18 protein-coding genes and 1 other RNA gene are annotated in these 20,111 nt (G+C 41.9%); 2 read left to right on the forward strand and 17 right to left on the reverse strand.

Features of this window, described 5'->3' with window-relative positions; all coding sequences use genetic code 11:
* Positions 1-116: 116 nt before the first annotated feature.
* From CYL18_RS10870 to CYL18_RS10885, 4 genes are all read right to left on the reverse strand, one after another.
* Positions 117-1,538, reverse strand: coding sequence for a M24 family metallopeptidase (locus CYL18_RS10870; protein ID WP_201741270.1), 1,422 nt, complete (start codon positions 1,536-1,538; stop codon positions 117-119).
* Between the two features lie 274 nt (positions 1,539-1,812).
* Positions 1,813-2,535 carry an amino acid ABC transporter ATP-binding protein gene (locus CYL18_RS10875; protein WP_104849585.1) on the reverse strand — a complete coding sequence of 241 codons (723 nt, stop codon included), beginning with the start codon at positions 2,533-2,535 and terminating at the stop codon, positions 1,813-1,815.
* Positions 2,536-2,596: 61 nt separating this feature from the next.
* Positions 2,597-3,253: an amino acid ABC transporter permease gene (locus CYL18_RS10880; protein ID WP_104849530.1), complete on the reverse strand. Its 657-nt coding sequence runs from the start codon at positions 3,251-3,253 to the stop codon at positions 2,597-2,599.
* A 14-nt stretch (positions 3,254-3,267) separates the two neighbouring features.
* Entirely contained in the window at positions 3,268-4,056 is a 789-nt protein-coding gene (locus tag CYL18_RS10885) for a transporter substrate-binding domain-containing protein (RefSeq protein ID WP_161497127.1), read from the reverse strand.
* 480 nt (positions 4,057-4,536) lie between these two features.
* Between CYL18_RS10885 and CYL18_RS10890 the strand changes: the two genes are divergently transcribed.
* Complete coding sequence (locus tag CYL18_RS10890) at positions 4,537-5,337, forward strand: HAD family hydrolase (RefSeq protein WP_104849532.1); 801 nt, start codon at positions 4,537-4,539, stop codon at positions 5,335-5,337.
* Between the two features lie 151 nt (positions 5,338-5,488).
* Here CYL18_RS10890 and CYL18_RS10895 read toward each other — a convergent pair whose 3' ends face one another.
* From CYL18_RS10895 to CYL18_RS10930, 8 genes are all read right to left on the reverse strand, one after another.
* Complete coding sequence (locus CYL18_RS10895) at positions 5,489-6,682, reverse strand: MFS transporter (RefSeq protein ID WP_104849533.1); 1,194 nt, start codon at positions 6,680-6,682, stop codon at positions 5,489-5,491.
* Positions 6,683-6,740: 58 nt separating this feature from the next.
* Positions 6,741-7,184: a MarR family winged helix-turn-helix transcriptional regulator gene (locus tag CYL18_RS10900; protein ID WP_104849534.1), complete on the reverse strand. Its 444-nt coding sequence runs from the start codon at positions 7,182-7,184 to the stop codon at positions 6,741-6,743.
* 439 nt (positions 7,185-7,623) lie between these two features.
* Positions 7,624-8,097: a hypothetical protein gene (locus CYL18_RS10905; protein ID WP_104849535.1), complete on the reverse strand. Its 474-nt coding sequence runs from the start codon at positions 8,095-8,097 to the stop codon at positions 7,624-7,626.
* 55 nt (positions 8,098-8,152) lie between these two features.
* Entirely contained in the window at positions 8,153-8,626 is a 474-nt protein-coding gene (locus CYL18_RS10910) for a (2Fe-2S)-binding protein (RefSeq protein ID WP_104849536.1), read from the reverse strand.
* A 1-nt stretch (position 8,627) separates the two neighbouring features.
* Positions 8,628-9,461, reverse strand: a complete 834-nt coding sequence (locus tag CYL18_RS10915) for an FAD binding domain-containing protein (protein ID WP_104849537.1) — start codon at positions 9,459-9,461, stop codon at positions 8,628-8,630.
* Positions 9,458-11,782: a xanthine dehydrogenase family protein molybdopterin-binding subunit gene (locus CYL18_RS10920; protein ID WP_104849538.1), complete on the reverse strand. Its 2,325-nt coding sequence runs from the start codon at positions 11,780-11,782 to the stop codon at positions 9,458-9,460. The genes CYL18_RS10915 and CYL18_RS10920 overlap by 4 nt, the downstream gene beginning before the upstream one ends.
* Before the next feature lie 11 nt (positions 11,783-11,793).
* Positions 11,794-12,405, reverse strand: coding sequence for a nucleotidyltransferase family protein (locus tag CYL18_RS10925; RefSeq protein ID WP_236636405.1), 612 nt, complete (start codon positions 12,403-12,405; stop codon positions 11,794-11,796).
* Positions 12,406-12,407: 2 nt separating this feature from the next.
* Positions 12,408-13,367, reverse strand: coding sequence for an XdhC family protein (locus CYL18_RS10930; protein ID WP_104849540.1), 960 nt, complete (start codon positions 13,365-13,367; stop codon positions 12,408-12,410).
* 331 nt (positions 13,368-13,698) lie between these two features.
* On the opposite strand from CYL18_RS10930, the gene CYL18_RS10935 reads away from it, so the two are divergent.
* Positions 13,699-14,268 (forward strand): redoxin domain-containing protein, encoded by a 570-nt coding sequence (locus CYL18_RS10935; RefSeq protein ID WP_104849541.1) that lies wholly within the window; start codon positions 13,699-13,701, stop codon positions 14,266-14,268.
* Positions 14,269-14,528: 260 nt separating this feature from the next.
* On the opposite strand, the gene ssrA is transcribed toward CYL18_RS10935, so the two are convergent.
* The 5 genes from ssrA to rnr form a co-directional block, all read right to left on the reverse strand.
* Positions 14,529-14,890, reverse strand: a transfer-messenger RNA (tmRNA) gene (ssrA, locus tag CYL18_RS10940).
* 144 nt (positions 14,891-15,034) lie between these two features.
* Positions 15,035-15,499, reverse strand: a complete 465-nt coding sequence (gene smpB, locus CYL18_RS10945; protein WP_104849542.1) for an SsrA-binding protein SmpB — start codon at positions 15,497-15,499, stop codon at positions 15,035-15,037.
* 62 nt (positions 15,500-15,561) lie between these two features.
* Positions 15,562-15,939 (reverse strand): RidA family protein, encoded by a 378-nt coding sequence (locus CYL18_RS10950; protein WP_104849543.1) that lies wholly within the window; start codon positions 15,937-15,939, stop codon positions 15,562-15,564.
* Between the two features lie 102 nt (positions 15,940-16,041).
* A complete protein-coding gene (locus CYL18_RS10955) occupies positions 16,042-17,424 on the reverse strand; it encodes an L-cystine transporter (RefSeq protein ID WP_104849544.1) in 1,383 nt (460 codons plus the stop codon).
* A 316-nt stretch (positions 17,425-17,740) separates the two neighbouring features.
* The gene (gene rnr / locus CYL18_RS10960; RefSeq protein WP_104849545.1) at positions 17,741-20,110 is read right to left on the reverse strand and encodes a ribonuclease R; all 2,370 of its coding nucleotides are present in this window, start codon (positions 20,108-20,110) and stop codon (positions 17,741-17,743) included.
* Position 20,111 lies beyond the last annotated feature (1 nt).

Raw genomic sequence — 20,111 nt, forward strand, 5'->3', positions numbered from 1 at the left:
GTCATAATAGCACCGTCATTTTAATTTGGACCCAAAGCCCCCTCCTTAAGTCATGCACGGTCGTATAGGGGGCTGGACAATCATCCGGATTGGGGAACATATTCAGCCACTCCACATTAACGAGGCATAAATAATAGCGCTTTTTCCTTATTCAGCAAATATGGACGGCAGTATCCAACCGTATCGGAGAGTGGCAGTACCTCCGGATGAAGACTAATATGAAGCTCTTGTTCAATATAGGCTCTTCTTTTCAAGATTCGTCGCCATAATCCCGGGCAGCTTTCCTTAATTTTCGTCCGCAGGCTCTCATCTGCCAAGGCAATTCCCGTCTCAGCGCTCGCTCCTGAATACCCTTGGACAGAGGGGATGATATCGATTTGCAGGAGCATTCCGCTCTTTAATTCGGTATTCGATTGCGGATAAATTGGAGAAGATAGCCATTCCTCATCAGCAGTCAAATGACCCGGGTTCAAGTGCCAGTGATACATTTCCTTTGGAAGCACCTCTTCGACCACCTCATATAACTCTCCGCCCGTCATCCCTATTTTAATTTGCTCCAGCCAGGCTACGATGGCCGCATAATATGGAATCGCGACTCTTTCAAGATAATCTTGAACCTCCTTCGGAAGCTCCGCTGTATTATTCACTACATATCCAGACCTGCTGGCCAATCCTCCCTTATAGCCAGTTGTTGCTGAGAACTTATCCCCAAGCTCGACTGCCTTATTCCGCGGATAAATGACCGCATCCGTAAACCGGTCTCCCGTTGCGCAAATGGCTGTCACATTATGCGGCTGCCCGAATCTTGATAAGGATGAGGCCAGCTCCATCTCTGTCTTGCCAACTTCGACTTGATCCAGGACATCCAATACACAATCAGATGCAAGGCTTGAACCATACTCATAATGCTCAATCTCATTGGCATTATTGATTGTTCTGATTCCGCCGTTCTCTCCCATGAACAACTCACTCGCATTCACAACTTCACTACCTTGCTCACTCGCCAGATTTCTAAAAACATCCACGATAAATGAAGGGATGTCAAATAAGTGTCGGTTATCCTCAAAGCGGCTTGTGAATACCTTCCATCCGACGACCCCTATTGTTTTCCCTCTAAAATCAATTGCATCACCGATAATATCTTTCAATCCACGATCATTCTCCATCGGCTGATTCGGCAAAGAAAAATACGGAACATGTACCAGCCTAGCCTCCATACGAGAATAGGGAGCCATCTTCAAGTTTTCATTCCCAAGGAATAACGTTGCCTCCCCATTCGACTCCACCGCTAATAACGCCTCCTCAAAGCGCGGTATAAACCCTGTCAAATACTCAAAGTTTCCGCCATGCTCCCGGTCTGCATAAACAAACACAAGACTAATACCCCTATCCTTCATCGCTTGGAGAAGCTTGTCCTTTCTCTCAAGAAATGTTGCTTCCGTTAGGAGGACTGGTTGACTGTTGAAAACAGGTTCCAAATAAGACACCTTGCTCAACGAAAATTTTTGATGATTATAGATTTCATTTAAACGCTTCATATATAGGTTCCTTTCCGATGCAATCTACTAAATACGAATGAATATTAGGCTATTAATAATTTTAATATAGTTTTCAGATAGAAGGAAAGAGAGCAATTGGTTCTTTTCAATGAAGGCAATCGAGGACGCGCATATAGCAATTGGGTTAGCTCTCCTAGGGGCGTATGGGTTAAACCTGCGGAAAATCTTTTCAAAAAGCTGAGCTCTGAACAGCGGTTATTCAGAGCCTCATTGTATAAGGAGAGGGAAGGATATCGGCGAAGATTCATTTTCCTTATGAGCTATATCCTAGAAATGCTCTTAGTTTCTCACTTTTGGGATTCACCAAAACTTCTTTAGCAATACCTTGCTCTTCAACACGTCCATTAGCCATAAAGACAACCCGATCAGCCACTTCTTTGGCAAAATTCATTTCATGTGTGACAACCACCATGGTCATTCCTTCCTCTGCCACTTTTCTTATGACCTGCAGAACCTCCCCTACAAGTTCAGGATCTAGAGCAGATGTCGGTTCATCAAATAACATCACTTTTGGGCGCATAGCTAGTGCCCGTGCAATCGCTACCCTTTGCTGCTGGCCGCCAGATAATTTTTTCGGATAGTCATTTTTCTTCTCTTCTAATCCGACCTTTTTGAGCAGCTTCACCGCTTCCTCTTCAACCTCTTTTTTTGGCCGCTTTAATACATGAATGGGTGCCACAGTAATGTTCTCTAATACAGTCATATGGGGAAACAGATTAAACTGCTGAAAGACCATTCCAACCTCTCTTTTTATATGGGCAATATTCGCTTTATGATCATTCAAGGGAATCTTATCCACGATGATTTTCCCGCTCGTGATTTTTTCGAGGTTATTTATGCATCTCAGCAAGGTACTTTTCCCTGATCCGCTAGAACCGATAACGGAAACCACCTCTCCTGCTTGAATCGTTAGATCAATTCCTTTAATCACCTCTAAATCGCCAAACTGCTTATGAACGTCAACCATTTCAATCATCACATCGGAACTTAGATTAGTAATATCCATCCCCACTTATCCCCCAAGGTATAATTCTTTTCTACACTTCCCCCACTGACATCCTCTTCTCTACCCTGTTCAAAATAAACGTGAAAACGGTTGTTAATAGAAGATAAAAAGCTGCTGCCACTACGTAAAACTCGATAAATGCATAGTTTGACGCGGCGTAACGCTGTGATACCATCAATAATTCTGAGACCGTCACTAAAGAGGCTAAAGAAGAATCTTTCAGCATCATAATAGCCTGGTTTCCTAATGACGGCACGGATACACGCAGTGCCTGCGGCAGGATAATCTTTCTCATTCTCAACAAATAGCCCATCCCCAATGATTCTGCAGCCTCTATTTGCCCTTTAGAGATCGACATTATGCCCCCTCGATAAATCTCAGCGATATAGGCGGCAGAATTGATTCCTAAAGCTACTACCGCTGCTGCCATTGGTGTCAGCTCAATCCCGATTTGAGGCAAACCATAATAGATTAAAAATAGCTGCACAAGCATTGGCGTCCCTCTAATAATCCATAAATAAAAATTAGCGATATGAACGAAGACTGAAATCGTTGATATCTTAAGCAAAGCGATAACCAGTCCCAAAACCAGTCCCACGGCCGTTGAAAGGATGGAAATTTTCAACGTGACCCATGTGGCTTCAATCATGAAGGGGAGATAATCGACGACTAAGCTAAAGTCCAGCATATTGATCTCTCCCTCTATTCATAAATACTTGTCCCGAACCATTTCTTGCTGATGTCCGCATACGTTCCATCCTTCACCATCTCTTTAATATGGCGATCAATCTCTTTCACTAATTCCTTTTCATCCTTATTCACCGTAATACCAGCGACTTCATCGTATAAAATATCGCCCACAGCCACTGCATCATAATCGTTTTCGACGATGATGTTTCCTCCTACCGCCTTATCGGTGATGGCTCCGTCAATCCGGCCATTAGCCATATCCTGAAAGGATAATAAGTCTGACTTATAAAGGACCGGTTCACCGCCAAGCTTCTCCACCTCTTGGGTAAAGGTTGTCCCCGTTACCACGCCTATTTTCTTGCCTTTTAAATCTGTTTTGGCATCCTTCATCCCCGTGTCAGCTGGCGCAAATAGCTGAGCTCCCGTTCTATAATAAGGCTCAGTGAAATCTACCTTCTCCTTCCGCTCTTCCGTGATGGCCATGCTGGAAATAATGATTTCATACTTATTGGATAGCAGACCTCCAATAATGGAATCCCAAGGGGTTGCAACGAAATTCACCTTAACATCCATGCGTTTTGCAATTTCATTCGTGATGTCTACATCGAAACCTTCCAGTTCATTTGAGCTATTATAAAAGTTGAAAGGCGGATAAGCCCCCTCAATTCCTACATTTATAACTCCCTGCTCTTTAATTTTTTGAAGCGCATTCTTTTCACCATCACTATTATTATTCAGTCCGCACGCTGCAGTGACCACAATGACCGTAAGCATCACTAGATATAGGAATCCCTTCTTCATTTCCATTCCTCCTATCTTCCTAAATTAAATTCATAGGCTATTGTAGAGTACGCCATAAACTTGTCTTTCTAATTTATAATCCTTATGGGTAAGAAATGACTAAAATTTATTTGGCACATAAGAATATGGAGAATGAAAATCACAGAGCTGCTTACATTACATAAACAAAAAATACCGCCATTGACGGTAGCTACTGGATCGGCATCAAATTGCTAGTGAAACAATAAATAAACTAATTGACCTATTATTCCCCCTTAATTCATCACGAATTTCTTTAAGGGAATCACTTACCAACAGCAGGTAACAAGAAGGGAATACAGAGGTAGAATAGTTGTGATATTAATAGACTCTTGGAGAAATACACACGTTAAGATGATATATAATATAAAGGGCGGGAAATAACAACAATGCTTATCCCCTATTGCTTTCTCGTGCTATCGTAAAATTTAGAAGCAGAATATCATCAGCGGAGGGGTTCAAATGATTAAATTAGTGTTAACTGATATGGACGGAACTTTCTTAAATAACAGCGGTGACTTCAACCGGGAGCTATTTAAGGAAGTCAAGCAGCTCATGAAAGAGAAAAATGTGTTCTTCGCACCCGTCACCGGTAAGCAATGTGAACGAGTGGAGGAGCTATTTGGCGAGGATGCAGCGGACCTGTGGATTATTGGTGATAGTGCGACTAGAATCAAGCATAACGGGGAATTTATCTACGAATCACTCCTAAGTAATGAATTAGGGCAGAAAATCATCCAAAAGCTAGAGGAATTAAGCCCAGACCACTCGATTATCGCTTGCACACAAACAGGCGCTGTCATCAAGAATACATTATCAGCTGAAGAAGCCGCAATCATCCGCAAATCGTATACACATGTAAGGCAAGTATCAGATTTCAGAGAGCTAAAAGAAGATTTTATCAAGATAACCATCCACGATCCGCAAAAACGATGTATGGAAACAAGGGAGCAACTATCTCCATTTTTCCATTCAGCTTATATTGTTGCTTCCGAGGTTTCCTGGATTGATATCACGAATGTCAATGTCCACAAAGGGACAACCGTGACACATTTACAGGAGTTGTTGAATGTCAAACCTGAAGAAACAATGGTCTTTGGTGATACATACAACGATATCGAGCTAATGGCCTGTGCCGAATACAGCTTCGCCGTCAGAAATGCTGTGCAAGAAGTTAAAGATGCAGCGAATTACATCACACGCTCTAATGAGGAAGACGGGGTATTGAGAACGATTAAGCATATGCTATCGCTGCAGGCGTAAGGGAATTGGATTTTAGCGATAAAACAAAAAACGTTGTTGAAGATAAGCTTACGAGCTTGTCCTCAACAACGTTTTACTAAGATTCAGGCACCTGAACAATCCATTGCTTTTTAAATAAAGTAGTCCTTATAACAGGTTATGCCGAACGATTTTATTTCCAATCAAATTTGATAGATTTCGCTTTTAAAACAAAGAGCCAAACGAGGATGGTTATAGAAATAAAGATTAGCATGGTAATCCCTAATCCGCCTGTATAACTGCTCCATCCTAAGGAACCGACAACCATACCGATACTTCCGATAACTGTAAATCCGAAGTTCATGACAGAAGATGCTGCTCCGACATCTGTCTTCGTTGCGGATAATAATAAATCTGAAATCAACGGTCGGAAATAGGACGTTACAACAGAGTAAAGGATGTAGGACAATAAGAAAATGATTGGAGCGACATCTCCTACAGTTAAAATTAATACCGCAGAAATAATGGATACGATAATACCAGCATTGATTGCTTTCTTCACTGAGCCGGCGCCAAATCTCATGTACATGACCGGACCTAAAATTGAGGCTGCGGCGTTAAGCGCGAAATACATACTGAATGTTGTTTCCGAAACGCCAAAACCATCTATATAGATATAAGACGCAAGGGCTAAGTACGCCATGAATGGTGCAGCAATGATTGCACCTACTAGTAATAAGCTTGTGAAATTAGGATTTTTCGCTACTTTTCTTAATCCTAAAATTGATTGAAGCGTGCTGCTTTGCGTACGTTCCTTCACTGGTAACGTTTCTTCTAATAAGAAGGCTCCTGCAAGCGAAACGCCTGTTAAAGCAGCCAATACAATAAACGTCATCTTCCAATCAGCCACCTCTAAAATAAGGGCTCCTAATACAGGTGCCAGCATAGGGGCAATTAACATAAATGCCTGTGTAACAGACAGTACCTTTGACATGGCTTTGCCCTCATAACTGTCTCTGATCAGAGCAGTAGAAATGGCTACCATACCGCCAGCACCAAATGCAGAAGCACCACGGGCAAGAATTAGCAGTAGAATATTTGGAGCGAAGGCACAAGCGGCAGAGAAAATTAACGAAATAGAGATGCTTGCAATCAACACAGGTTTACGGCCATATTTATCACTCATCGGCCCTAAAATTAAAATACCGATTGCCATGAATATAAAGAAGACTGTCATCGTAAAGCTCATTAATGTAGACGTTGTATGAAAATAAGCCGTCATCTCTGGTAATGCTGGCATATATAAGTCAGTCGATAATGGCGGAATCATCGATAGAATGGTAATCAATGCGATTAACCCAGCATTTTTTAAATATTTTTGTTGCATAACTTAACTCCTTCTAAATCATATAGCTCGTGCTATATAAGTGCGAAAAAATGCATGATTACACATGACGCAAAGCATTCTTGGCCATTCGAGACATGAATGGCATTAGTATGTCCATCTCTTCTTTCGAAAACCCTTCTAGTATCATTTGCTCTGTTTGACGAATACTTCGATAAATTTCTTCCAAAACATCTAAAGCAGCATCCGTTAACTTAATAATTCGAGCTCTTGAATCATCGGGGTCTACCTGACGAACGATAAAATCCTTTTGCTCCAGCCTGTTTAACAATCCCGTAACGGTCGGATTTGTATAATTTAATGCACGTTCAATATCACGTTGATGAAAGACTTTATCTGATTCATGCGCAAGCAATATAATCACATCTGCCTGACTTTGCGTTAAACCGATTTGCTTCAAATGTTCATCACCAATCCGTTTAGCAAGGTGCTCCACCATCTTTAAATGTGTTAGCACAACAGGTTCTTGACCAGAATTCGCCATGTTAATCCCTCACTTATATAGTCAACTTTACTAACAATATAGCTTGCTATCTATTTTGTCAATATGATGATTCTGATGATAGAAATAGGCTAATATGAGATTTCAAGAGCGCGAATCTAACTTTATTTTGCGAGGTCCCTCCTTCTTTAAAACCGCCTCTGTCTTCCATAAAAAAACTTAACACAAAAAAGGGGCGATAATCCTCTAGGATTATTGCCCCCATAATGGAATAGCTTAATACCTCATTAACATTAATTGACTTCTATATACCAAACTGCATTTTCTTAATTCAATATAATTTCACACATTAACATGCGCTGATAATAATCCATTCCCTTATACACCTTCTGATTCTTGCCTTGTGAAAAAGTATATAAAAAGAATAATTGGCAAAGCGATTAAAAACCTTCCAGATATGATACTTTTTTCGGCTTCCTTATTAACATTGTCCATTTCCATCATTCCTCATTAAATTGGATAATAATTCTGGCGGTACAATATAATGCTCTTTTACAGCCGAATAAAATGACTGATAATTTTCAAGCATAAGAGTGGATGGCACTGTTCTAGTATAGCCAAAGATGGGACCAGATACAGTGACGGTAAATTCAGCTGATGTAATAAATATACCTGTTATCGTTATTTTATCGGAAAGTAATAGAATGGCTAAAAAAATATGGATCAAATCTAGAATATCCTGTTCTATTGCCCAATTGTCTTTTGGGACAACCCTGGTTCCGCCAAATAATGGTCCTCCAACAGATATAGAAAACTTTCTGGGTCTTATAAATATGCCTTCAATGGTTATTTGATTAGTCAATAATAATATGGCGGTGATTATATCGATACTGCGCTGAAACGCATATATCCCCCTTTTGTTTGCATTATTTGAATCATCCATATTATTTTGCATGATGATCACACCCTGTGAATACATCATATTCATCCGTTGCTATATTGTCACTCACCTAATCGGGATGGATGACCGATTTAATCGCTTTTTCAATTTCAGCGTATCCTGTACATCGGCATATATTGGAGGAGAGCCATGATTTGATTTTATCATCAGAAGGGTTTGGATCGTCCTCTAATAGAGCTTGACAATTCATAATAAAACCGGGTGTACAATATCCGCACTGGAAAGCAAAATGAGTGACAAATGCTTCTTGAATCGGCTTATGATGAAGCCCTTCTATCGTTGTAATGACCTTCTCCTTTGCTTCTATAGCCAGCATTAAGCATGACTTTATCGGCCGCTTGTCAACCATCACGGTGCAAGCGCCACAGTCTCCATTGAGGCAGCCTGGCTTAGCACCGGTTAAGCCAATTTTATGACGCAAAACATCCAGTAATAGTTCAGTTGCTTCAACTTCTCTATCATATCGTTGATTATTGACTAATAATTCTATAGGATATTTCTGCTTTTTCGGTTTAGGATTCAATCTACTCACCACCAAGCTTTTTTAGGATTGTAGTCAATGTATTTTCCAGGACAAATAATCTATATTCACTTGAGCCCTCAACATCATTTAAAATGGGACCGGGGATTAATGGCAGTGCCGCTCCTATTCTCTCCCGCATCGAAAGATTATGATTGTTTAGGACTTCCTCCATAGGCTCTGAACGAAACGGAAACGGACAGAGCCCGCTAAAGGCGAACCGGATATATCCATCTTTATTTAGAGCTGCTACTGTAATTAATGGATATCCCGTGTTCCATTGCTGTCGGATTTTGATGCTGATTGAATTGGATTCAACATATTCTTTTTTAGTGGCTAAACTAACTAAAAGCTCACCCTCCTCTAGCAGTAAATGCTGATTGAACATTTCATTGATATTCCTTTTTCTCAAACCAGAGATCCGGGCCGTTATGCATATACTATCAGCGAGTAAAAAGGGAAGAACAGCTTCCCTATAAAAGATTTGTCCGCATATATTACCGCCAAGGGTAATGGAATTATTCGAGGTATGATCCGCTATTTCTTTTGTGACGCTTGATAATAGCGGAAATGAGTTGTTATTTTCAAATTCATTTAACCTAGTTGCTGCACCTACTATCAAATGATGCTGATCCATCCTGAATTGATGACATTCTGGAATCTTCTTAATATCAATGACGGCATCTGGCTTGATTAAATTTAATCTGCCTAAAGTAATAATCTCCGTACCACCACTAAGATATATCGGAGTCTTTCCGTCTTTTTTTATGTTTCTATATAATCCGGTGGCGTCTTCTATCTTTACCGGTTCGTAGTAATCAAAATTAAAGGCAATCATGGCATTGCCTCCTCGGTCACTTTCCGCCAAATCAATTCAGGAAGTAAAGGCAATTCGTTTAAAGAGGTGCTGGCAGCTAGGGACAAACCATTCCCAAGTGCAGCTGGCATACCAAGCAAGCCATGTTCCCCCAATCCTCTGGCCCCATAGGAGGCTTCTTCATGAGGGGTTTCTAAAAAGCGGCATATATACTGCGGATTTTCTCCATAGCGCAAAGGCCTATACGTTCTTAACTGTGGATTCAGTACTCTGCCCATTACATCAAAATGAAAAGTTTCCCTGCCTGCGAATGCAATTCCCATACTCATGGCACCCATCACTTGTCCTTCTGCCATTCTTTGATTCAGTACTTTTCCGGCATCAATCACCGAAAAGGCCTTAAGAATCTTATATCGATGATTGATTGGATTGTACTCTATTTCTACTCCCTGGGCTCCAACCGTCCATTCAGGACCTGGTTTCCCAGCCCCTGTTTCCTTATCCAACGTTGTAATGCCCGGAATAATATAATGGCCGCGGCCAATGATTTGACCCCCTATTGCACTCCCATTTGCATAGGAATATCCATAGGAAAGCTCTTTATAGGATAGGCTGTGAGCAGGATCTTCCCTCCAATAAACCGTTTCATTTCGGATTTCCATATCCTCTGCCGGAGCCTTTAATACTATGGAAGCAAGCCTTTTCAGCTGGTTAATTGCATCCTGACAGGCCATGCTTACCGCTCTGCCCGCCATAAGCGTTCCCCTGCTCGCCACGGTCTTCCAATGCTCCGGTGTGCTGTTGGTTAAGACATCCATTTGAACGTACACCCGGTTTATATCTATTTTTAATTGATCGGAAACCATTTGTGCCAGGATCGTTTTTGTACCAGTACCAATCTCCACCACACCAGAATTTACATTGACACTCCCATCAGGATTGAAGGTCAGTATCGCCCCAGAACTTGCATTCGGATCAATGGTTGAGTTTTTCCATATGCAGCATATTCCCTTGGCTATTATTCGGCTTTTGCTTATTCGCTTATAGCTCCCTTCCTCCCAATTCATTATTTTCTTCAGTTCTTTTATACATCCGGGAAGATTACCGACTGTACTCCTGTTAAGCTGAACTTGGGTAGGGGTTTTATCGCCGGGTTTGATGGCATTTATTTGGCGAAGCTCAAGCGGATCTGCTCCTAATTTGAGAGCTAAGGCATCCATGGTTCGCTCAAATGCAAATAAAACCTCCGAGTGAGCAAACCCTCGGAAGGGAGCTGCATATGGATGGTTTGTGTACATACATAGTGAGTCACAATAAATATTTTCGATATGATACGGACCCGTACAATCAACTGCACCAGCCCGGCTTAAATCTGTCGCTTTGTCGGAATAGGCCCCTCCGTCCCATAAATAGGTAATCTCAGCTACTTTAAGCAATCCATTTCGTGTCGCTCCTAATTTCACCTTGGCCTCAAGGCCTATATGTCCCGGAGAGGTCAGCATATCTTCTTCACGACTATTTATGATCTTGACTTTTCTGCCGCCGACTGCCTTTGAAGCAATATACGCTAACAATTCCAGCTGAATGGATGCCTTCCCTCCATATGCTCCTCCGACTAATGGAGTATGGACAATCACTTTGCCTACATCTACATGGAAGTACTCACTGATCAATCGTTTAATCATGAAAGGCGCCTGTGAAGATGAGTGAATGATTACTTCGCCTTCCCCCGTAATCTCCGCTAAGGAACATCTTGTTTCCATAGCAGCATGGTCAGATGGGTTGAAGGAAAAAACCTGTTCGACAGTGACTTCACTATCCCTCCAACCCTTCTCCTTTTTGCCTTTTCTGATTTTTGAATGGTTAGCAATATTTGTCCCTGGTTTTGGTATAACATCTGGGATTTTCTCATACTCTCCTAATTGTTCATGCAGGATTGGCGCATTTTCTTCAAGTGCCTCGGTTGGAGAGTTCACAACTTCTAAGGGTTCATAGATAACCTTGATTAAATCAGCCGCAGCCTTGGCCATTTTCTGTGTATCTGCGACAACTAAGGCAATCACTTCACCATGGTAACGAACTTTCTGAAAGGCAATAGGATAACGATCTCTAATTTCCTCCCCAGTAAGAGGCAGGTTCCCTCCGGTTACAATGTTGTGAACTCCCGGCATAAGCATTGCCTTGCTGATATCTATGTCTACGATTAATGCATGTGCATAGGGACTGATCAGCTTTTGAACATATAAGACATTCCCTGTCTCTAAATCTCCGGTATACATCGCTTTCCCTGTCACCTTATTCCAAGCATCTTTACGGATGACGCTTTGGCCAATGATGTTCATATCCCACTCCTTTATTCGTATAATTCATCAGGATTCATTGATTCTATATTTCTCTCCCAAGATAAATATTCATCTCTTCTGTCGATATCCATAAATATTGTTTCATCATCAAAAGGCACTAATATTCCCCCTTGCCTTTTATCAATCAGGGTTTGTTTAGCACCTTGGTCTCCCTCTAGTTTATATAAATCAGGAAATAGTATTTTGGATATCAGTATAGGCGGACCTATATTCCCTTTAAAGGTTGGAGCAACAAAAGCCTTCGTTATATCTTGTTTATAGATGGCCATTAATCGATTTAGCATCTTAGAGGAAATAAAAGGCTGATCAGCGAGTATAATCATCACAGCATCCGAATGTAGTGTAATAGCCAAATCCAATCCTGCTTTTATAGATTCCGATTTGTTGTTCCCTGAAAGCTCTACTACCTTCAGCTTCTTATTATCGATATTTTTATAATGCTGGTAATTTGCTTGATTCGAAATCACGATAATCTCATCAAGATTCGACTGGACGGCTTTTTCTAATGCCCACATGCCCAATCTTTTTTTGCCAAGCGGCAAAGATAATTTTTCTCTTCCCATACGCAAGCTATTGCCGGCAGCTAAATATATACCAGTCATTTTCAATTTGGCAGTCTCTTTTCATACCGGATTTTTATCAATTCTCCCATAATACTAACCGCTATTTCATTCGGACCTTCAGCACCGATGGATAAACCAATTGGCGTATAAACATTGTCAGGAATAGATGTGCCAAAAAGCTTTTTTGACCGTTCCTTCGTGCCCATTATCCCTATATAATCGATTTCTTTTCTCAGTAGCTCTTGAACGATTTTCTTGTCATTTAAGAAATGATGGGTCATAAGAACAACGAAATCATTCCTTTTGATATCCAAATCTTGAATAGCATCCTTGAGGTTTATGGTGACATATTGATGCGCCCCTGGGATATTTCGTTCATTACATAATAATGGTCTTGAATCAACCAATATGACATGAAAACCACAAGCGGAAGCCATCGAAACCAATGGTTTAACATCTACACCTGCTCCAAAGATAATCAGTCGAGTTTTTGGTTCAATGATATTGGTAAATATGTATCCAGACCCATCAAATTGGAGTTTATGATTATCAGCTATTTTAGGCTGATGAGCCGAACTTCGGAAGGTAGAATAGTCCACTTCATATCGTTCATTTAAAAACATCCGGTGTATTGTATATAATCCTCTATTCATGTTGGTCAAGATACTTAATAGATTCCGCTTCAACTCTTCATCAATATATTGAAGAATGAGATGAAGCGTGCCATTACATCCATTCCCAACACCCCATCCCTCTGAATCAGCCATATCATATACAAGAGTTTCTGAATTTTTATCCTTAAATACCGTTCTTGCCTGCAGGATAACATCTTCTTCTAAACATCCAGGGCTAATCATTCCTACAACTGTATCATCTTCTTTAATCAACATATTGGTGCCTTCTCCTAAATAAGCAGAACCCTCCACATGAATAATCGTAACCAAAACACTTTCCAGTTCTGTTTGACTTAGTTCTTTAAGAATCAAGGCCAATTGATTCATCTACTCTCCCCATTCACCTGTACAGTCATAAAGTATTTTTATGAGTTTTGATTTTGTATTATGACCGCCTTTAAGACACTTAAAAGGGATTGATGAGTATTTATTCTACTCAGAAAAAACCTGAACTTGATATGATGTTCTTAAGAGATTAGACAGAAAATATAACGTTATGTTTAATAGAGGCACCGGCCCTTTGCAGGAATATGGTATTACATCACACGCTTGAATGAAGAAGATGGGGTATTGAGAACGATTAAGCGCATGCGATCATCCTATCTATCCTGGCTATTCGGGATCACAGCAGCCTAAATTCCAAAGGCGGTGAAAAGATTTGAACAAAAATAGATTATCGGTCGCAATCTTTCTATTGGCTGTCGCCATCGTAGTCGTCAATTTATGGAACCCATTAAAGGACAACAATGATCGTACAAACGGAGTAAAAACAAGTAAAACCGAGGATTCAACTTCCGCTCTTGCCAAGGAAGGAAAGCCTGCACCTGATTTTAGACTATCCACACTTGATGGTAAAAAGATGAATTTGTCAGATTACAAAGGGAAAAAGGTTATCCTCAATTTCTGGGCAACATGGTGCCCGCCCTGCAAAGCTGAAATGCCTCATATGCAAAAATTCTATGCAGAGAACAAAGAAGAAGGCGTTGAAATCATAGCCGTCAATCTTACGAATATGGATCATGGAATAGACGGCATCCATGAATTCATCAAAGATTACGAGCTAACATTCACCGTCCCGCTCGATGAAGATGGTCAAATCGGCAAGCAATATCAAGCAATCACCATTCCCACAAGCTATGTTATTGATACAGAAGGCGTTATTGCCAAGAAGATTGTTGGTCCGATGGATGAGGGGATGATGGAAGGGCTTATTAAAGGGATAGAATAAGGATTTTTAAGGATTCACATTCTTAATCCAGACAAGTGAACATGTTGGAAATATTATAAATAAGATTTATGTGTTGTTTTCGGCATAAAAAACAGGACAGGGACTTGCTATCTCTTCAGTCCCTGTCCTACGAACTTTGCATGAAATGAAAAAGGCAGAAATGTTAGGGTTAAGCTAACATTTCTGCCTTTAAATATACTATCCAATCGATAAAAACATTTATAGCTGCACAAAAATAAAAAACCACCAAAACTATGTATTGGTGGAGACGGTGGGAGTCGAACCCACGTCCAAAGATAACGGCACTTATGCTTCTACGAGTGTAGTCGATATATTGGCAATTCGCTGTTCCTTCGGCCTATCGACAGGCTTCCGGGCAGCTAGTCTGGTTGTTCTCTTCCTTCTCCCTCAGACGGCGAGATCCGGCGTAGTCCACTTAAAGTGAGTCCCTGACCCTACCACATGGACGATGGAGGGAGGAACAGCTATCGACTGTTATTAGGCAGCGAAAGCTAGGTTGTTGTTTTGTTTGCCAGTTATAGGCTGTGACGTTTTAACGAGGCCGATCCCCTCGACTCGCAACATAAGCTCGAACTACCCCTGTCGAATCCGTAACGTCCCCTCATTAAGAATGTGGAGCGTACGAAAATGAAGAAGCTCTAAGCTTGTTTGCTTAGCTTCTATTCAATTACGGTACATGAATTATTATATCACAACGAGCGTGAAATTCAATTGTAAGAACTTGGGCTTAACACCAATTTGATGGTTAACGCTGACGTTCCTTGAAAGCACGCTCGATTTCGCGTTTTGCTTCCTTCTTCTTCAGATCCTCGCGCTTGTCATAATTCTTTTTACCCTTACCAAGACCAATTAATACCTTCGCAAAGCCATTTTTTAAGTATAGCTTCAATGGCACAAGAGCATAGCCCTGTTCCTTCGTTTGACCGATCAGCTTGGAAATTTCCTTGTTGTGGAGCAAAAGCTTTCTCACACGCAGCGGATCATGATTGTAGCGGTTTCCTTGCTCATAGGGGCTGATGTGCATTCCCATTAGAAAGACCTCGCCATTAATAATTCTCGCGTATGAATCCTTCAGGTTCACTCGGCCATTTCGGATGGACTTGATTTCTGTTCCTTGAAGGACAATTCCTGCCTCATAGGTTTCTTCAATAAAATAATCATGATAGGCCTTTTTGTTTTGTCCGATGACTTTTCCTGTTCCTTTTGGCATATTTATACCCCCTCTCTCTGTTTACGGGTCATAAAAAAGAGCCCTATTGGCCCTTTATATTATCATACTACCGCAATTGCTTCTATTTCTACAAGCCCGTCTTTCGGCAGACGTGCGACTTCAATCGCGCTCCTTGCCGGGAGAGAGCTATTAAAATAAATCGCATAAATCTCATTAACGGTGGCAAAATCGTTCATGTCTTGCAGGTACACAGTTGTTTTTACTACATTATCAAGGCTTATCCCTGCCTCACTCAAGATGGCTTGAACATTCTTTAATGCCTGCTGGGTTTGCTCACGAATCCCGCTTCTCAATTCCCCGGTTTCCGGGTCTAATCCAAGCTGGCCTGATGTGTAGATAAACCCGTTTGCCTCAATCGCTTGTGAATAAGGACCAATCGCACTTGGAGCCTTCGCTGTTTGAATGATTTTCTTTTCCATAGTAGTATACCTCCACTTCACACTATTCCATACCCATATAGTATTCGACTTGAATCATCTTTTTCCTCCTGGGAAGAAGAAAGGATGTGCAGATGCACATCCTTATGCTTCAAATGATTCCATTTTTGTTTTCTCACTTGCATAGACTTCTTTATCAAGCTCGCCAGTCACACGTCCTGTCACAAGACCAGCTGTAACTGAACCGCTGACATTCAGCGCAGTCCGCCCCATATCAATGAGCGGTTCAACCGAAATCAAGAGCGCCGCAATCCCGATTGGCAAATTCATGCTTGATAACACGATTAAGGCCGCAAATGTCGCACCGCCGCCAACACCGGCTACACCGAATGAACTAATGGCCACAATGATGACTAGCTGAATCAAGAAGACTGGATCAAGCGGATCGGGTGCAATCATCACAGCAAGCATCGCTGGATAAATTCCGGCACAGCCGTTCTGTCCAATGGATGCGCCAAGTGATGCGGCGAAATTGGCAATCCCTCTTGAATTTCCGAATTGAGTTGTTTGCGTTTCCACATTGATTGGAATGGCAGCTGCACTAGAGCGGGATGTAAACGCAAATGTCATTAGCGGTCCCATCTTCTTCAAATATTGAAGCGGGCTTAATCCTGATAGGCTCAAAATAACTAAATGAACAAGGAACATCGCAATTAAGGCAACATAGGACGCAATAACAAACCTTGAAAGCTCAATGATTCCATCCATGTTTGTGTTTGCGATTGTATTCGCCATCAAGGCAAGGATGCCGTATGGAGTGAGCCGAAGAATTAAGGTAACGACGCGCATGACGATTTTATAAAGAGCATCAACGATTTTCTCAAATGTCGCAAATTCCTCCGGCGCCTTCCTGCGCACTCCAATAGCCGCAATCCCGACGAAAGCAGCAAAAATGACTGTTGCAATCGTAGATGTCGGGCGCTGACCAGTTAAGTCCAAGAAGGGATTAGTTGGAATGACCTGCAGGATTCTTTGCGGGAAGCTCTGCCCTTCCACCTGAACCATCGTCTCTTCCAATTGAGCTGAGCGGGCTTGTTCAGCCTCCCCATTTTCCAGGTTATCAGCGGTTAAATCAAAGCCAAGGGCACTGACAATCCCAATCACAGCTGCGATAGCTGTCGTAGCAACAAGCACACCAATTATGGAGAAGCTAATCTTTCCGACTCCATTATCCCCTTTTATTTTTATGATTGCTGAAATAATTGACACCACAATCAACGGCATCACAATCATCTTTAGGAAACTGACATACCCGGTACCGATGATGCTGTACCAATCCTTCGTGCCAGTCAGTACCTCTGAATCAGCCTCATACCCAAACTGTAAATAAAAGCCGAGGATAATTCCGAGGCCAAGCGCCGTGAATACGCGCTTAGAAAAAGAGATATGCTTCTTTTGCATAAAATATAAAAGACCAATTAAGGCAAGTAACAGAATAATATTTACTAGCAATAACAAAGTATCCACCTTGTTCGTTTCCCCCTATTCTTTAAATCCATAGTATTATGATAAGAATTATATACATTATTTCATCTTTTGTAAATTATATGCTCTTATCTCCTGTATTTTCCTTAAAAATTAAATAAAACCTCCCCCTCAAATGGCCCGCTAAAAGAAACAGGAGGTAAAGCTCGATATGTTTTTTAAATGAATAATCGTTAAGACGTTAAATATATCAGAAACAGTCAGCTGGCTTATATTAGGCGTTAAATCTGCTCCATCAGCATGGAGAAGTCCATAAAAAAGAGCACCTCACTCTATACGCGAGGTACCCTTTCCTTGATTATCTTTTCTTCTTCCGTCCTGTTTTACGCTTCGCAGTCGGCGCATTTTCATAAAACTTTTTCTTCTTCCTTGGTCCTTTTTTATCAGAACCTTGGCCAGAACCTTTGCCTCCGCGTTCATTTCGGCTGCCTCCGCCTTTTTGTGAGCGACCTGAATCCTTGCGTCTGTTCTTGCCTGGCTCAGTCCTGAATATGCGTTTCTCGCCGCCTTCGCGCTGGCGGTTATCCTTCATGCCGACGATTTCAAAATCGATGGCGCGTTCATCTTTATTGACGTTAATCACGCGCACCGTAATCTCATCCCCGATACGGAATACCTTCGCCGTGCGTTCACCAATCATGGCATATTGACGGTCATCGAAGTGATAATAGTCATCTGTCATATAGCTGACATGGACCAGACCCTCAATGGTGTTCGACAATTCAACGAACATGCCGAAGTTCGTAACCGAGCTGATGATGCCGTCGAATTCCTCGCCAATCTTATCTTCCATGAATTCAGCTTTCTTCAAATCATCTGTTTCACGTTCAGCGTCAACGGCACGGCGTTCCATGGCTGAGCTGTGCTGGGCAATCTCGCCAAGCTTTTCATTCCATTTCTCCTGTGTCTGGCTGCTTAAATCCCCGTTAATTAAGTAAGTTCTGATTAATCTGTGGACAATTAAGTCAGGATAACGACGAATTGGAGAAGTGAAATGTGTATAATAATCTGTTGATAAACCAAAATGCCCTAGGCTCTCCGGATCATACTTCGCCTGTTGCATGGAACGAAGCATCACGGTTGAGACAACCATTTCTTCCGGTTTCCCTTCGACTGCTTCAATGATTTCCTGAAGCGCGCGCGGATGCACGGAATTAGCTGTGCCTCTGACGATGTAGCCGAAGTTGACGATGAACTCAAAGAATTTCTGCAATTTCGCCTCATTTGGCTCTTCATGAATTCGGTAGATGAATGGAACATCCATCCAGTGGAAATGCTCGGCAACCGTTTCGTTGGCCGCAAGCATGAATTCCTCAATCAGCTTCTCTGCGACAGAGCGCGTCCGAATCACAACATCAGTCGGTTCACCGTTTTCACCGACAAGAATCTTCGCTTCCTTGAAATCAAAATCGATGGCGCCGCGTTTCATCCGCTTTTCACGCAGGATAGCCGCTAGCTGTTCCATATCCTCAAACATTGGCACCAATGGCTCATACCTCTGAATTAATTCCTCATTCTTATCCACAAGGATTTCGTTCACATCTGAATAAGTCATCCGCTCTGTTGTCTTGATTACGCTTTGAAAGATTTCGTGAGACACAACAGTGCCTTCTGAATCAATCTCCATTTCGCATGATAAGGTGAGACGGTCTACCCGTGGATTCAAGGAACAAATCCCATTTGATAATCGATGCGGAATCATCGGAATAACGCGGTCAACGAGATAAATGCTTGTCGCCCTATCTGCCGCTTCCTTATCAATTGGTGAGCCTTCTGTTACGTAATGGGACACATCTGCAATATGAACGCCAAGTTTATAGTTTCCGTTCTCAAGCCTTGTGACCGTTACTGCATCATCGAGGTCCTTCGCATCCGCTCCATCAATCGTTACGATTGTCTGATCGCGTAAATCCCGGCGGTCCTTCAAGTCTTTCTCATCAATGATATCTGGTGTACGGTTCGCTTGTTCAAGCACGTCCTCAGGAAATTCCTGCGGTAGCTCAAATTTGTGGATAATGGACAGGATATCCACACCAGGATCATTCTTATGACCTAAGATTTCCACAACTTCCCCTTCAGCAGACATTCTGCCCTCTGGATAAGTCGTGATTTTAACGACCACCTTATGGCCTTCGATGGCTCCATGCTTCGCTTCATTCGGAATGAAGATATCATTTGCCATTTTCTTGTCATCCGGAATAACGAAGCCGATTCCTCTCGTTTCCGTATATGTTCCTACCACATTCTTGATGCCGCGCTCGATAATCTTAACAATTGAGCCTTCACGGCGTGCACCAGAGGATTCGGAAGAAACGCGAACCATGACGATGTCTCCATGCATCGCATTATTAAGCTCATGCGGCGGAATAAAGATGTCATCCATCATGTCTCTCTCTTCAGGGATTACGAAAGCAAACCCTTTTGCATGGCCGGAAACCTTACCCTTAACGAGATTCATACGCTGTGGCAAACCATAGCGATTGGAGCGAGTGCGCACAACCTTTCCGCGTTCCTCCATATAGACGAGCGCCTTCACGAAATCCTTGAAATCCTCGGAATCATCAATGCCCATCGCTTCCTCTAATTCTTGTACTGTCATGGGTTTGTAAGCTTCTTCTTTCATATAAGAATAAAGCTTGTCTACGAGCTGACGTATATTGTCATCCATT

The organism is Pradoshia eiseniae (assembly GCF_002946355.1).
In the GTDB taxonomy this organism is placed as follows: Bacteria; Bacillota; Bacilli; order Bacillales; family Pradoshiaceae; genus Pradoshia; species Pradoshia eiseniae.